This is a genomic window from Alterirhizorhabdus solaris, from assembly GCF_007785815.1.
GTDB lineage: Bacteria > Pseudomonadota > Alphaproteobacteria > Sphingomonadales > Sphingomonadaceae > Alterirhizorhabdus > Alterirhizorhabdus solaris.
The window spans coordinates 16,892-32,156 of record NZ_VNIM01000045.1; the positions used below are offsets into that span (position 1 = coordinate 16,892).

At 66.1% G+C, this 15,265-nt stretch carries 7 protein-coding genes; 4 read left to right on the forward strand and 3 right to left on the reverse strand.

Translation table 11 applies throughout. The annotated features are described in order from the left end of the window. Positions 1-5: 5 nt before the first annotated feature. Positions 6-1,334 carry a glycosyltransferase family 4 protein gene (locus tag FOY91_RS11965; protein WP_162527217.1) on the reverse strand — a complete coding sequence of 443 codons (1,329 nt, stop codon included), beginning with the start codon at positions 1,332-1,334 and terminating at the stop codon, positions 6-8. A 72-nt stretch (positions 1,335-1,406) separates the two neighbouring features. Then, positions 1,407-1,601 carry a hypothetical protein gene (locus FOY91_RS11970; protein WP_145151995.1) on the reverse strand — a complete coding sequence of 65 codons (195 nt, stop codon included), beginning with the start codon at positions 1,599-1,601 and terminating at the stop codon, positions 1,407-1,409. Positions 1,602-2,131: 530 nt separating this feature from the next. On the opposite strand from FOY91_RS11970, the gene FOY91_RS22840 reads away from it, so the two are divergent. Further along, positions 2,132-2,278, forward strand: a complete 147-nt coding sequence (locus FOY91_RS22840; RefSeq protein WP_420822883.1) for a hypothetical protein — start codon at positions 2,132-2,134, stop codon at positions 2,276-2,278. Between the two features lie 596 nt (positions 2,279-2,874). Next, positions 2,875-10,524 carry a calcium-binding protein gene (locus tag FOY91_RS22015; protein ID WP_238995648.1) on the forward strand — a complete coding sequence of 2,550 codons (7,650 nt, stop codon included), beginning with the start codon at positions 2,875-2,877 and terminating at the stop codon, positions 10,522-10,524. A 450-nt stretch (positions 10,525-10,974) separates the two neighbouring features. On the opposite strand, the gene FOY91_RS12025 is transcribed toward FOY91_RS22015, so the two are convergent. Continuing rightward, on the reverse strand, positions 10,975-12,849 hold the full coding sequence (locus tag FOY91_RS12025; RefSeq protein WP_162527218.1) for an acyltransferase family protein: 1,875 nt from the start codon (positions 12,847-12,849) through the stop codon (positions 10,975-10,977). Positions 12,850-13,568: 719 nt separating this feature from the next. On the opposite strand from FOY91_RS12025, the gene FOY91_RS12030 reads away from it, so the two are divergent. Together FOY91_RS12030 and FOY91_RS12035 are read left to right on the forward strand one after the other, a co-directional pair. Continuing rightward, entirely contained in the window at positions 13,569-14,927 is a 1,359-nt protein-coding gene (locus tag FOY91_RS12030) for an O-antigen ligase family protein (RefSeq protein ID WP_145152004.1), read from the forward strand. 19 nt (positions 14,928-14,946) lie between these two features. After that, a partial coding sequence (locus tag FOY91_RS12035; RefSeq protein WP_145152007.1) for a glycosyltransferase family 2 protein occupies positions 14,947-15,265 on the forward strand: 319 nt, incomplete at its 3' end.

A 15,265-nucleotide genomic window follows, 5' to 3' on the forward strand; every position in this document is an offset into this window, starting at 1 on the left:
CGGGGTCAGCCGATGGCGGCGCGCTTCGCCGCCGGTGCCCCCGCTTCGCCGATGACTTCGTCGAACACGCCTTCCAGCAGAGAGACATGACGATCGGGTGAATGATTGCGCTCCGCCGTTTCGCGCGCACCCGCCGCCAGGCGGCGACGCAGGGCGGGATCGGCGATCAGCCGTGCGGCCTGGGCGGCGAGATGGGCGGCGTCGCCGGGCCGGTGATGCAACCCGTCGACCCCGTCCGTGATGGTGACGGCGAGGCTGCCGATGTCGGAGGCGACGACCGGGCACCCGCTCGACAGGCTTTCCACCACTGAATTGGGCAAATTCTCGTACCACAGTGCCGGCATGAGCGAGAACAGCGCGCCGCGAAACAGCAGCGGGATATCGTCCCCCGCCACGCCGCCGAGGAAGCGCACCCTGCCCTCCAGGCCAAGCCGGGCCGCCTGCGCGTGCAGCCCGTCGACATAGGTGCGGGTATGGCCCTCGCCGGCGATGCGCAGCTCGGGCAGGTCGCCGCCGAAACGGTCGCGCAGCATCGCCATCGCCTCGATCAGCACATGCACCCCCTTCGGCTCGTCCAGCCGGCCGACGTAGAGCATGTATGGCGGGCTGGCCGGCCCGTCGGCATCCGGGTGGAAGCGCGCCATATCGGTGAAGGTGGGGATGCAGACGATGCGCGCCGGATCGATACCGCCGCGGATCATCATTTCCGACATGAAGGGGTTGGTGGTGACGAAACGGTCTATGAGGTCGAAATAGCCCTTTGCGCGGTGGAAGGTGGTGGCGGCGACATCCAGCGCCGATATCGCCCTGCTGCCCTTCACGCAGGCATGGCGCACCTCGTTCTGCAACCCCTCGTCGAGGCAGAGCGTACAGGGCCGCCCGTCGCGCAGCATGTGATGCTCGCCGCAGAACATGCCGTAGTCGGAGATGCGCGCGACGATCGGCAGTCCCTGTTTCTTCAGCCCGACGAGCAGCGACGGCGACATCTTGCGCAGATAGTAAAGCACATAGGCGACATCGGGCCGCGTCTCTTCCGCCATGCGCGTGACGGCCTGCTCCACCTCGCGCGAGTAGAACAGGCGCGACAACGTCTTCGCCACAGTGGCGGGCGTCTTGCGATGCTGGTCGAAGAATACCTCGTCCTCCCCCGCGAGCGGAGAGACGAAATACCGCGCATATTCGCTCGGCTCGTTCTGGCCGTAACGGACCGAGAAGGGCATGACGGTATGGCCCCGCCCCTCCAGCATCGACTTGATGTTGAAGAGATAGCGCTCAGGCCCGCTGGATATGAAATAGCGGTAGTTCGCGATCAGCACTCGACGGGAAGCTGCCACACGATCCTTCATCATCAAGCCTGTACCGCCGCACCGCAGCATCCGCAAGCGCGGGGCATCGCATGGCCCATCTCAATATCCGGTAAAGGCCACCATCCCCAGCAGCGGCGCACTTACGGCGATCGCCAGCAGCATTGTCACGATCGGGCGATGGGGGTGACGAACCGCCGGGGCCGGCGCCTTGACGTAGAAACTTCGCAGGGCCTGCGTGCCGGCCTGGTGCGGAGAGGGGGTGGACATGGACGAGGCGATGGCATCGAATTGCATGAGGCGGCTCCTTCGATGACCCACTAGCACCGGCATCCTTCTCGCCCGCGTTTCGCGTCATCCTTAAACACGTGTTCACACATCGCGTCCGTCGCCAGTTTCCCGTTGCATAATCCATTCCGGACCTAATAGATGTCGCAATGCAACAGGATATCTGGAGCCATCTGGCCGCCGATCTCGGGATGAGGCAAGACCGTCTTTTCCGGTTGCGCATCCTATGGCTTCTTCACTGGCACCGGGGCAACTGGGGAGCGCTCATCCTGATCCGCATGGCGCAGGCGGCTCATGCGAAAGGCAACCACCGCGCGGCGGGCCGCGCCGCACGCCGGTTACGACTCGATTTCGGATGTTTCGTCCAGCCGGCGGCGGTGATCGGTCCGGGCCTTCGCCTGCCGCACCCCAACGGCATCGTGATCGGCAGCGGCGCCCGCATCGGTGCGCGCTGCACGCTCTACCATCAGGTCACGCTCGGCGCGGCGCGACAGGGCGAAGGATTCAGCACGGCCTATCCCCGGCTTGGCGACGACGTGATGGTATTCGCCGGCGCCAAGCTGATCGGCGCGATCCGCATCGGTGACCGGGCGACGGTGGGCGCCAATGCAGTCGTGCTCAAAGACATTCCCGATGGCCACCGTGCGATCGGCGTGCCGGCGCATGCGGAGCGGCTTCGGACCTGACCGCATTGCCATCGCTCCGCACGCCCGATGATCGGCGCCGGTCATTGCAGCTTTGCCGAAGTCAAGAGAAAGACAAGGCAAGATCAGACCCGTCATGTCCCAGTCGGATACGACTGCCAGCGGAAAAATGCCGGGATCGGCACCTTGCCGCTTCTTGACCAGGCGACTTCCCTCGATCATTAAAAACATGTAATCCATGTACGGTGACGGCACATAGTGGCCGGAAGCTGCGGCATCGATTTCCGGGATTTCCGTTTGAGGGCAAGCCCTCGCATGGGGCCTATCCCGCATATGGACAAGAATAAGGGGCGGGGGGACGATGACGCTCGGGCGAAGCTGTTGCCTCCATCGCCGTTGCTCGACAGCTGTCGGCAGTGGACGGATTCCTGCCAATCGGATTACCACCCTTACGCGGTTCCGACGAAAACGATCAGGTTCGCCCCCGGTTCCCGGCTGAGGCCCCGTTTCCATCAACGCCTGACGCACCGCAATTCCAGCATCCCGGCGACCCCGCTCACGCCCGCGAACGATCCGAATCTTTCGGACCCGCAGGCGGCGGACTGCCGCAACAAACCTTTATGTCCGGAGAGAACATCATGGTCAGCATGCATGGCAATTCGATCACCGTCCTCGCTTCCGATAGGAGCGTCGTGGGATCGGGTTACGCCACCATCCAGGAGGCGGTGAACGCCGCTGCGGACGGCGGAACCGTCGTGCTCGGCGCCGGCACCTATGACGAGAACGTGACGGTCGACCGGCGGATCACCCTGATCGGCACGCACGGGGGCGAAGCCGGCACGGGTGCGGATCGCGGCGTGAACGAGGCGGTCATCAAGGGCCTCATCACCATCGACGCCGCCGGCGTGAAGATCGACGGCCTTACCCTGTCCGAAGGTGGCGCACTCGCAGGCGAGACGAATTCGATCCAGGTCTATGTCAACGCCGACGACGCCGTGCTGACCAACCTGATCCTGAACGACAATCCCGACGGTTACGGTATCCTCACCCCCTCCGGTGGCGGCGTGACCGGCCTGATCCTCAGCGACAGCCTCGTCACCGGCCTTGGCGGCGGCGGCTATTTGAACCCGTCGACGCAGTTCACGATCAGCGGCAACAGCTTCATCGGCAACGGCAACGGCCTCGTCGGGGATGGCTGGGCGGCGGGCACCAGCATCTCGGGCAACATCTTCTCCAGCCCCGACAGCACCGGCGCGCATATCGGCTACGGTTCCTACGCCACCACGGATGCCGTCACGAACTTCGTGGCCGACAACGACTTCGCCGGTCCCAACCGCGCGGTCAGCGTGTATGCCTACGGCGACGGCGATGCCGGCGGCCAGACGATCACCGGCAGCCGGTTCGACGATCGCATCACCGATTACGCCTCGGCCCCGTCGGGAATCGACTCGGTTTTCGACGGGGCGGGCGGCGACGACATCCTAAACGGCGGCGACGGCGACGACAGCCTGGCCGGCGGCACCGGTAACGACACCCTGATCGGCGGCGCGGGCCTCGATACCGCGCGCTACGCCGACGCCGCGACGATCACGCAGACCGCGACCGGCTGGAGCGTGACCGACGCGGGCGGCACCGACACCCTCTCCGGCATCGAGATCGTCGACGACGGCGCGGCCGGGCGCACGCTCCTCGTCGGCAACGGCGGCTACGCCACCATCCAGGCGGCGATCGACGCCGCAGACGACGGCGACACCATCGTCGTCGCGTCCGGCACCTATACCGAGAACGTCAATTTCTCGAAGGCCGTGACGGTGAAGGGCGCCTTCGCCGGCACGGTAGGCACCGATGCGGCGCGCAGCGCGTCCGCCGGCACGGGCGAAACTAGCATCGTGGGCGACAGCGACATCACCGCCACGGGCAAGGTGACGCTCGACGGCCTGCGCTTCGTCAACAACGGCAGCAACGTGGGCGGCAACGATGCGGGCGCGACGCTGGGCATCGCGAACGGCGGCGGCCATGTGGTGGCGAACAGCATCTTCTGGTCGCCGACGAACGGCGCGGCCAACGGCGTGCTCGATCGCGCGATCTTCTTCTCGCCAGCGACGGACGGTTCGGTGACGATCACCGGCAACTACGTCACCGGCGCCGCCCAGGGAGCCTACGGCAGCGGTTCGTGGGGTCAGGGCATCTGGTTCAACGGCGGCGGCATCGACCTGACGGTTTCGAACAACATGTTCGAATATACTCGCACCGGCTTGAATCTCGACATGGCGGGCGGCTCCGACGCGACGATCTCCGGCAACACCTTCAAGACCGCCGGCACCGCCGTGGCGGTCGGCATCACGGCCGACAACGTCACCTTCAGCGACAACAACTATAGCAGCGTCGGCGACGACCTGAACGTCCGCAACATCACCGACAGCACCGTGTTCGACGCCGAGCTGGCCAGCGCGACGGTGACCCCGGCCAACGGCAACGACTTCTTCACCGTGCTGGGCGGCGGGGGCGCGGATACGCTGAAGGGCACCGAGGGCGCGGACCTGCTCGACGGCAATAACGTCGCGATCTTCGCCACGGACGCCGACGTGCTGGAAGGGCGCGGCGGCAACGACATCCTCTATGGGCGCGGCGGCAACGACATGCTCGATGGCGGCGCGGGCAACGACCGCCTGTTCGGCGACGCGGGCAACGACATGCTGGACGGCGGCGAGGGCAACGACGAACTGTACGGCGCCGGAGGCAACGACACGCTGACCGGGGGCAGCGGCATCGACACCGCCATCTTCACCGAAACGGCGCGTTTCTACACGATCAGCGGCACGCGCGATGCGAACGGTTTCTACACCTCGTTCACCGGCATCACGGGTCTGGACGGCACCGATACGCTGTCCGGCGTCGAGAAGCTGAACTTCATCAACGGCAGCAACATCGATCTGGCCGACCCGGTGCAGATGTTCAATTCGGACGGCAAGCTGGTCGCCAGCTATGCGACGATCCAGATGGCGCTCGACCGCGCATCGCCCAACACCACGATCGTATTGAAGCCCGGCACCTATGCCGAGAACCTCGTCATCAACGTGGACGGCATCACCATCAACGGCTCGGGCGCGACGCTGACGGGCAACCTGCTGTCCACCTACGACATCGCCGAAGGCGCGCTGTTCGAGCATCTGACGAACCCGGCAAAGCCCGGCATCGGCAACAGCAGCGGCACCGGCATCACCGTCAACGCCGACAACGTCACCATCAACGGCCTCGACGTGAAGGGCTTCTACGACGCCACCGTGCTCGGCAACGGCAGCGACCGGCTGACGCTGAACGATGTCGACTATCTGTCGAACCTCAACAGCATCCGCAAGGAAGGCGGCGCCGCCGTCACCGGGCTGACGATCAACGACGGCTCGATCGTGGACGGCTATGTCGGCCTGCTGATCTTCAAATCGCCGGGCGGCGGCAACCTTTCGGGGGTGAAGATCGACGGCACCGATTTCATCGATCTCGCGCGCAAGGGCATCTATTCCGAAACGTTGAGCGATGCCCGCATCACCGACATCACGATGACCAACGTGGGCCAGTACGGCGCCGCCAACGGGATCGAAGGCCCGGGCACCAACGGCACCGCGGGCAACGGCATCAACCTGAACCTGAAATACGGCACCTACCAGAACGTCGAGATCGACCACTTCACCTTCACCAATGTCGGCGCGTCGAACGGCGCGGGGCAGTCGCACAAGAACGGCGGCGCGATCTTCATCGCCGTGCGCGACGATCCGGGCAGCTACAACAGCAATCCGGCCAGCTTCACCGGCGCGGTCGACATCCATGACGGCAGCATCTCGGGCATCCTCTCCACCGGGATCGCGGTGGGCGAGCCGGGCAAGGAGAACCTCGATCCCGACGTGACCGTCACCGGCGTGACGATCAACGGCGCGCAGTCCGGTCCGGGCTTCGGCGCAGTCGCCAACGAGGCGAACGGCGCCACGCTGACCTTCAACGGTACGGCGGCGGACGATATCATCGCCGCCAGCGGCAATTCGGACGGCGTACTGGTGCTGAACGGGCTTGGCGGCAACGATACGCTGACTGGCGGCAAGGCCGGCGACACGCTGGACGGCGGCGCGGCTAACGATACGCTGCGCGGCGGCGCGGGCAACGACACGCTGATCGGCGGCGACGGCAACGACACCGCTGTGTTCTCCGGCTCCTCGCGCAATTACGCCTTCACCGGCACCGTCGATGCGCAGGGGCGCTACAGCGGCGTCTCCTCCGTCAGCGGAGCGGACGGCACCGACAGCCTCTCCGGCATCGAGACCCTGACCTTCGACAACGCCAGCTTCTCGGCCGCCGACCCGGTGCAGGTGACCGACGGAAACGGCCGGCTGGTCGGCAGCTTCGCCTCGCTGCAGGCGGCGGTGAACGCGTCGCAGAACGGTGACACGATCCGGCTGGAGGCGGGCGATTACGCCGGCGATGTCACTATCGACAAGGACGTTACGATACTGGGCGCGAACACCGGCAAGACGGGCGACAGCGCTACACGCGGGGCGGAATCGAACCTGACCGGGCAGATCTTCGTCTCGACCAACGGCGTCACGCTCGATGGTGTACGCTTCTCCGGGCAGGGCACGCCGGAGGGCTACGCCTTCGGCAGCGCTCTGGCGGTGGCGGGCTCGAACACCGTCGTCACCAACAGCCTGTTCCAGGGAACGGGCGACTCGGCGATCACCACACAGGAGGTGACCGGGCTGGACATCGGCCGCAGCAAGTTCGCCGGCTACGATATCGGCGTGTATGTGTCGGGCGGCGGGTCGACCGGGTCGATCCACGACAACCTGTTCCAGGGCGAAGGCGACGGGGCCACCGGCCTCGGCAGCGGCGTAAACAGCGAGACGAGCGGCGTTACCATCACCGCCAACACGTTCGACGGATTGTACAGCGGGGTGCTGAACCTCTTCCCGTTCGGCCCGCAGACGGTCGACCTGACGACCTACGTGTTCGGCAACGTGCTGACCAACAATACGGCGGAACGCCCGATCCAGATCTACCCGACCCCGCTCTCCACCAGCATCCTCGGCACCAACGAGAACGAGACGTTCAACGGCGACCTGCTCGCCGGCGACGCCCCGCTCAGCTTCGACGGTCGCGGGGGTAACGATCACGTTTACGGCGGCAGCGGCGCCGACACGCTTAAGGGCGGCGCCGGTGACGACGTGATCTTCAGCGGCCTGGGTGCCGATACGATCGACGGTGGCGCCAACGACGATACGGTGAACTATCAGTACTCGGCCGGCGCGGTTCAGGTCGACCTGACATCGGGCGTCAACACCGGCGGCGATGCGGCGGGCGACACGATCGTCAACGTCGAGAACGTCACCGGCTCCGGCTTCGCCGACACGCTGATTGGCAACGCGGGCGCCAACGCGCTCACCGGCGGCGGCGGCGACGACCGGATCGACGGCAAGGGCGGCATCGACACGATGACCGGGGGCCTCGGCGACGACACCTACGTGGTCGACGCCAGCTCCGATGCGGTGATCGAGAACGCCGGCGAAGGCACCGACTCCGTCGAATCCTCGGTCAGCTATACGCTGGGCGCCAACGTCGAGAACCTCACCCTCACCGGCGCGGCGATCACCGGCACCGGCAACGGGCTGGCGAACGTCATCACCGGCAATGCGGCGAACAACGTTCTATCCGGCAACAACGGCAACGACACGCTCGACGGCGGCTTGGGCGACGACACGCTCGTCGGCGGGCGCGATGACGACACCTATGTGGTCAACTCGGCCGGCGACGTGGTGTCCGAACAGGCGGGCGAAGGCAGTGATACGGTTCGCACTACGCTCGCCAGCTATACGCTGGGTGCCAACGTCGAAAATCTGGTGGCCGCCGACACCGCCGCCTTCACCGGCACCGGCAACGCGCTGGCAAACACCATCACCGGCGGCGCGGGCAACGACCGGCTGGATGGCAAGGCCGGCGCGGATACGCTGATCGGCCTCGGCGGAGACGACACCTACATCGTCGACAACAGCGGCGACGTGGTGACCGAAGCTGCGAACGCCGGAACCGACAGCGTCACCGCCAGCGTCAGCTACACGCTGTCCGCCAACGTGGAGAATCTCACGCTGGCCAGCGGGGCTGCGGCCGGCACGGGCAACGGCCTTGACAACCGTATCACCGGCAACACCGCGGCCAACACGCTGCGCGGGGAAGGCGGCGACGACTATCTCGACGGCGGCGACGGCAACGACACGCTGATCGGCGGCATCGGCAACGATACCTATGTCGTGGGGGCGCCGACCGACGTGGTGCAGGAACTGGCCGGCGAAGGCACCGATCTCGTCCTTTCGGCGGCCACCATCTATACGCTGTCGGCCAATGTCGAGAACCTGACGCTGACCGGCAGCAAGGCCGCGACCGGCATCGGCAACGGCGAGAACAACGTCCTCACCGGCAACGGCGCTAACAACACGCTGCGCGGCGAGGGCGGCAACGACACGCTGAGCGGCGGCAAGGGCAACGACGCCATGATCGGCGGCACCGGCGACGACACCTATGTCGTCGATGCGACCGGCGACACGGTGACGGAGAACGCCGGCGAGGGCACGGACGCCGTCCAGACCACGCTCGCCGCCTACACGCTCGCCGCCAATATGGAGAACCTTGCCTATATCGGCACCGGCGCCTTCACCGGCAACGGCAATGCCCTGGCCAACACCATTACCGGCGGCAGCGGCAACGACGTGCTGGACGGCAAGGGCGGCGCTGACCGCATGGAAGGCGGGCTGGGCAACGACACCTATTTCGTCGACGATGCGGGCGACGTGATCGTCGATACCGGCGGCGTGGACACGGTGAACACCGTCTTCAACACCACCACGCTGGCGGCCGGGCTGGAGAACCTGACCTTCACCGGCACCGGCAACTTCACCGGCACCGGCAACGCCGCTAACAACGTCATCAAGGGCGGCAGCGGCAACGACCGTCTCGACGGCGGCGCAGGCAACGACCGGCTGGAAGGCGGCGCGGGCAACGACACCTATGTGGTGGACGCTACCGGCGACGTGATCGTCGAGGCTGCAAACGCCGGTGTCGACACGGTGGAAACGAGCGCTTCGGCTTACACGCTGGGCCTCAACATCGAGAACCTGACCTACACCGGCAGCGGCGACTTCACCGGCACCGGCAACAGCATGGCCAACGTCATCAGGGGCGGCGCGGGCAATGACACGCTGGACGGCGGTCTTGGCAACGATACGCTGATCGGCTTCGGCGGCGACGACATCTATGTGGTCGACTCGGCGCTGGACACCGTGACGGAGGCGCTCGGCGGCGGTATCGATACGGTCCGTTCGACGGCGTCGGCCTACACGCTGGGCGCCAATGTCGAGAATATCGTCCTGACCGGCTCGGCAGCGATCAACGCGACCGGCAACGCGCTGGACAACAGCCTTACCGGCAACGCCGCCGCCAACCGGCTGGACGGCGGCGCGGGCGACGACGTGATGACGGGCGGCAAGGGCAACGATACCTATGTGGTCGACAGCAACGGCGACGTGGTGGTCGAAGGCTCGGGCAGCACGAATGGCAACGACACGATCGAGACCGTGCTCGCCAGCTACACGCTGAAGGCGAATGTGGAGAACCTGACCTTCACCGGCACCGGCAACTTCACCGGCACCGGCACCTCGGCCAACAACGTCATCATCGGCGGATCGGGCAACGACACGATCGATGGCGGCGACGGGCAGGACACGATGATCGGTCTTGGCGGAAACGACACCTACGTCGTCAGCCGCGTGGAGGATGTCGTGATCGAGGCGGCAAATGGCGGCGACGATCAGGTGCTGAGCACAGCTCAGAACTACATGCTGGCGGCCAACGTCGAGACGCTACGGCTGATCGAGAAGGGACTGAACGGCACGGGCAACGCGCTTGCCAACCTCATCGTCGGCAACGGCGGCGCGAACGTCCTCGACGGCGGAGCCGGGGCGGACGAACTGCGCGGCGGCAGCGGCAACGACACCTTCCTCTTCCGCCGCGGCGAGACGGTGGCGGGCGACAAAGTGGCGGACTTCACCGGCGCCGGCGCGGCGGTAGGGGATCAGCTGCGGCTCACCGATTTCGGCACCTACGCCAGCGGCGCCCGGATCGCGCAGGTCGGCAGCAGCGACTTCTACACGATCACCGGCGATGGCGCGCATGCCGGCTCCGTCACGATCCAGCTGATGGGCGTCTACAACCTTAATACCGCCGCGGGCAGCAACGATTACATCTTCGGCTGAGCCCGCAACCGCCTGCGACCGGATGTCCACCATCCCGCTTGCAGGTGGCCAAACGGCGGGGCGGCCGGTGATGTCAGCGCGATGTCACCCGCCATCTTCACGGTATCGCTGCCGCAAGCGCCATCCGGCCGGCGTCGAAGGGGTCATCCCGCTTCGATGCCAGCCGGATGCCTTCATGGCGGATACGCGGCCGTGCGCTGCGGCCTGCCACACCGGCTGCCGCCCCCGTTTGCGATCAAGCGGAGGATTGAGGCAAGACCCGACAGGCAGCGTGCGGAAGCATACGGGCATGGCGGATATGCGCCAATCCTGCGGGAAAGCGCCGCTTTTACGCCGGAGCCTCGAACCATGCGCGGCGGCGGCGAAACGGACAAGCAACGCATCGACACAACAGCGCGAACGCCGCCTCTCGTCGCCACCGGCCGGGGGCGCAAGCGCCTGTGTCAGTGTCTACCGCTCCAGAAAGCGGGCCATGTCACCGATGACTCGTGCGCTGCCGTAGCGCGAGAGATGGGCTGTGTCGTTCATTAGCGGGTGCCCGTCGTCGTAGATCAGGCACTCGTGCCCTCGGCAAAGCCGGATCATCGGATCGAAGAAGTTTTCGGGGCCGACGATCCGCTCGAGCTTCGGGTTCATCGTCCAGTCGTTGCGGACCGGCATGTAGAAGGGCGCACCCGGATCGGCCCGCTGGGACAGCCGGTATGCCACGAACTGCGGATTGGCGACGGGGAAATCGGGGTTATCGCCGACGATCCGTACCCGCACGCCAAGCCGCCTGAGCCGTGCGGCCGTATCGGCCACGTCGCGCGGCCCCAGCCCCGCGACACGCAAAGGATACCAATAGGCCGACAGCACCACCGTATCGATGCGGTAATGGCGGATCAGTTCCAGCGCATGGGCGTTGTTCGCAGCGCAGTTTGGTCGTTTGGGGAAGGTGTAGTTCAGGATCGGCTGGCAGCCGGCCGATCCGTAGAACAGGATCGTGGCCTTCGGCACCGGCGTGAGATCGCGGATGGCGCGGCGATAATGGTTGGCGTGGCTATCCCCCCAGAACAGAATGCGCGGCCCGCCGTTACGGGTCAGGAAGCAGGTGTCGCCGGCCCAGTCACGCCAGCTTTCCCGCAGGAAACAAGTGGGGCCGGCCGGCTCGTCCTCGTTGCGGACCATGAATGCCTCAACACCCGGAAAGCGCGCGGGAAAGCCCTTTCCGGCCACCAACACGCCCCCCGCCGCCGCGGTAGCCGCCAACCCGATCACCGCGCCGATCAGGATCTGCCGCTGCGAGAAGAGGTGGCGATTGCGGAACGGCCGCTCGACGAAGCGCCACACCAGAAATGCGACCACGAACATCGCGACGAGCAGCAGCACTTGCTCCGGCACCGATGGCGGACGGAACAGGACGTAGCGGGCAAGAACGATCACCGGCCAGTGCACGAGGTAGAGCGAATAGGAGATCAGCCCGACCGCGACGAACGGTTTCGTGCCAAGCAGCCGGCCGACGAGCGTGGGCGTCCGCGTGTCGGCTGCGATGATCGCAGCCGCTCCGAGCGTCGGCCACAGCGCATTGTAGCCGGGAAAGGGGCTTTCATGGTTCAGCAGCAGCACGCTCGCCACCAGCAACGCCAGGCCCGCTGCCGCCACCAGCTCCGCATAGGCGCGGCGGCTGACCTCGAACGGCGCGCCATAGGCCAGCAGCGAGCCGATCAGCAGCTCCCACGCGCGGGTGAGCAGCAGATAATAGTTTCCGCTCGCATCCCAGTCCATCATCGCCACCGACAGCGCGAAAGAGGTGATCGCCAGCAGCAGGGTGGGCAGCAGGTAGCGCCGGCGGCCCCAGCGCGCGACGCCCATCAGGATGAGCGGGAAGACGATGTAATATTGCTCTTCCACCGCAAGCGACCATGTGTGGATCAGCGGCTTCAGCTCGACCGCGCCGGCGAAATAATCGGTTTGGTGCCAGAACAGGAAGTTGGAGGCGAACGTCGCCACACCGATCAGGCTCAGGCCGAGATCGGTCACTTCGTCCGGCATGAACAGCCACAGCGCGGCGGCAAGCGTCGCGGCACAGGTGGCGAACAGCGCCGGAAGTATGCGCCTCGCCCGCCGCTCGTAGAAGCGCAGGAGCGAGAATTCGCCCGCCTCGATTTCCTTGCGGATAACGTTGGTGATGAGAAAGCCGGAGATGACAAAGAACACGTCGACGCCGACATAGCCGCCCGGTGCCAGCCCGGACCCGAAGTGATAGAGGATGACCGGCAGTACGGCGACCGCGCGCAGCCCGTCGATATCGGAACGATAGCGCAGCGTATGCCCCGCCGCGTTCACCGCGGCGCTCCCGCCGTCATCGCCGCCGGGCTGGTACGTGCGGGCGTTCCGCGCCGATCTTCGGGCCAGGAGGAGAGCGTCATGCGGGTTTCGCCTTGAGTCCGGCGGTGTCGGCGGGGTCCGATACCGTGCCGGCACCGATAGGCAGGATCGCGTGAGCGACCAAGCCCTTTCGCAAATGCGGTAAGGCAAGCCGCCCATGCGGAACTGGCGCCCCCGCGCCTTAGCGGCTAGATATGCTGCGATAGCGTTACGCAGGGGAAAGACGGTAATGTGCCGACATCCTCATGCGGTGCGGTGCAGCATCTTGGGCCGTAGCGGCTCGGCAGGGGCATGGATGGCGAACGTGACGAGAAGCGCTGACGAGACCCCACTGAAATGTCCGGCTGCCTGGACCCCGGACAGGTTCCGCGCAAGGCGGTGGAGCATATCCGTTCGTTTTTCCCCGGTCGCTCGGCGGCGTCCCGATAACGATCTTGGCTTTCAGCGTCACGTCCGACCGGCTGACCCCGTCGGCCCCGAACGGCGCCCCGGTGCCGCTCGCGCGGGCGGTATCGATGCTTTAGACACGCGGCATGTTTTATCTGGTGGGGCTGCTGCCCGCCCGCACCGCGAGCCGGCACCGAACCCGATGGTAATGGAAACGGTGTAGACCATAGCCGTAATTCGACTCAGGCAGAGCTTGCGCGGCGTTGCGGGCAAAAGTGAGGTAGCCGATCATGGATGAACTCGGCGGCGAAGGCCGTTCACTGCCGATCTATGCAGAGTTGCCGGCGCTGCTGGCGGCCGCCGTCGTGCTCTATTATCTGCTGCGCCGCACCAGCAGCTCGGCGGGGCGCTTCGTGCTGGTCGCGGTGTGGCTGCGCTGTGCGCTCGGCGCGTTGCACGAGTTCAGCTTCAAGTCCTCGCCGCTCGGGCTGAGCTACAACGCGCTCGCATCGCTGATCGTCTTCGGCGTCGGGTTGCTGGTGGTGCGGCGGCGGCGCGCGCTCGATCCCGCCCTCATCCCCTTCTACGTCTATGCTCTCGCGCTGTTCACTAGCGCGGCGACTACCGGCCTGTTGCCGGACATGTTCAAGGAAATGACCAAGTTCCTCTACCTGATGATCCTGATCCTCGCGGTCGACGACGCCATCACCGACGAGGGCGCGGACCGTTTTCTCAAGCTGCTACTAGGGGCGTTCGCCCTGCCGTTCGGCATGCAGTTGATTTCCATCGTCCTCAATATCTCCAAGCCTGGCGAAGACGACAATGCCGCCAGCTTCATCGGCGGGGTCAATCACCAGGCTGCCTTCTCTCTGGTGCTGGTCGCCGCCCTGCTGGCGGGGTGTCTCATTCGCGGCCTGGGGGGCAGGGCGAAGCTGGCGCTGATCGCCTACGGGCTGGTCGCGATCATGGCAGCGAACTACCGCACCGCGATCGTCGCCGTCCTGCCGGTATTGGGGGCGGCCCTCGTCCTCGGCATCACGCGCCGCTTCGTACCGACGCAGCGGGCGCTGGTCGCGGGGCTGATCGCGATGGCGGTGACGGTGGCGGGCATCGCCGGCGCGGTAAAGGAGCAGGAGCGCTTCGCTGATATCGGGGTCGCGCTTTCCCAAGGCACCGACATCATCAAGCCGCCGCACACCTTCACGACGGAGGAACGCCATCTAATGTCTGGCCGCGCCGCCATCTGGAGCGGCTATCTGTATGGCTGGTACGATGGCTCGCCCGTCCAAAAGATGTTCGGCAAGGGGCCGGGTACGTCGTGGACCTATTTCGTCGTCTACGCGCACAACACGCTGGTGGGCGTGCTGTTCGAGCTTGGCCTTCTGGGATTGTTCGCCACCCTGTTCCTGTGGATCTGGATGTTCGCTCTGGCACTGCTGGCGAAGGGCGGGCCGAAAGCGGAACTGATCTTCGGCCACGTCAGCTTCTTCCTGCTGAACATGGCGACGATGCCAACCTACCTGATCGAGGGAATGATCTTCTACGGGGTGCTGTGCGGGGTCACGGTGCATTTCTATAGAACCTCGCGGGCGGCGCCGCGCCGTGTCATGCAGGATACCAATCAACCCCAGCGCGCGATCACCGCGTGACAGGCCGGGACAACGCTCGATGACCGCACCCTCCACGCCTGCCTTCGCCGTGGTCGTGCCGCTGCACGACAAGGGCCGGCACATCGAGCGCGCGCTCCGCTCGATCGCCGCGCAAACGCTGGCGCCGGCCGAGATCATCGTGATCGACGACGCCTCGACCGACGACGGCCCCGGCATCGTCGCCGCCTTTCCCGGCGTGCGCCTGCTCAGGCGGTCGGAGCCGGGACCGGGCGGTTATGCGGCGCGGAACTTGGGCATGCGCGAGGCTGCGGCACCGTGGATCGCCTTCCTCGATGCGGACGATGCCTGGGCGCCCGAACACCTCGCCACGCTGGCGG

Excerpts from the sequence above, each read along its gene's own strand:
- FOY91_RS22015 (WP_238995648.1), top strand. The coding sequence starts at position 2,875 with ATGGTCAGCATGCATGGCAATTCGATCACCGTCCTCGCTTCCGATAGG.
- FOY91_RS22840 (WP_420822883.1), top strand. The coding sequence starts at position 2,132 with ATGGTATTCGCCGGCGCCAAGCTGATCGGCGCGATCCGCATCGGTGAC.
- FOY91_RS11970 (WP_145151995.1), bottom strand. The coding sequence starts at position 1,601 with ATGCAATTCGATGCCATCGCCTCGTCCATGTCCACCCCCTCTCCGCAC.
- FOY91_RS12030 (WP_145152004.1), top strand. The coding sequence starts at position 13,569 with ATGGATGAACTCGGCGGCGAAGGCCGTTCACTGCCGATCTATGCAGAG.